Here is a 668-nt window from a genome sequence, read left to right on the forward strand (position 1 = left end):
ACCTACCTCTGGCAGCACCACGGCACACGGGTCGAGCTCGACAGCAACTACATCGGCAAGCTCGAACGCGGCGTCATCTCCTGGCCCAGCCGCCACTACCGCGAAGCCCTCCGCTCGATCCTCGGCGGCCCCACCAACAGCGCCCTCGGATTCCACAACCCCAGCCGAACCGTTGTGAGGTTGACCGACGTGGACCGCAAAACCTTCCTCCGCACCACCGCCCTGACCGCCGGAGTCCTCGCCACCACCCCCCTGACCACCCTGCTCGACGGCACCGCACACGCCAACACCCCAATCCCCAACCGCATCGGCACCACCGAGATCGAACACATCCGCGACACGGCCGAAGCCTTTTCGTCCTGGGCGTTCACCTACGGCGCCGAGCCCTTCCGGGACGCGGTACTCGCCCAGGTGCGCTGGTCCGCAGAACTGCTCAACGCCACCTGTCCGGACCACCTGCGGAGCGAGCTGTACAGCTCAGTCTCCCTCCTGAGCCTCGTCGCCGGTTTCCTCTCGTTCGACACCTGCGCCCACGACGACACCGAGCGGCTGTTCAAGCTCGCCCTCGCCTGCGCCGAAAACGGCGACGACTGGGGCACTGAGCCTTTGCCAACCTGATTAGGCGTTGGCGACCATGAGGGTCTGAACTGCGGCGATGAGTTTGTCGG

General features: G+C 66.2%; 1 pseudogene. It reads left to right on the forward strand.

The window, feature by feature from the left end:
* A pseudogene (locus SACPADRAFT_RS26665) lies at positions 1-618 on the forward strand (XRE family transcriptional regulator); the annotation flags it as partial.
* Between the last annotated feature and the right edge of the window lie 50 nt (positions 619-668).

This window comes from Saccharomonospora iraqiensis subsp. paurometabolica YIM 90007, assembly GCF_000231035.2.
GTDB classification, from domain to species: Bacteria; Actinomycetota; Actinomycetes; order Mycobacteriales; family Pseudonocardiaceae; genus Saccharomonospora; species Saccharomonospora paurometabolica.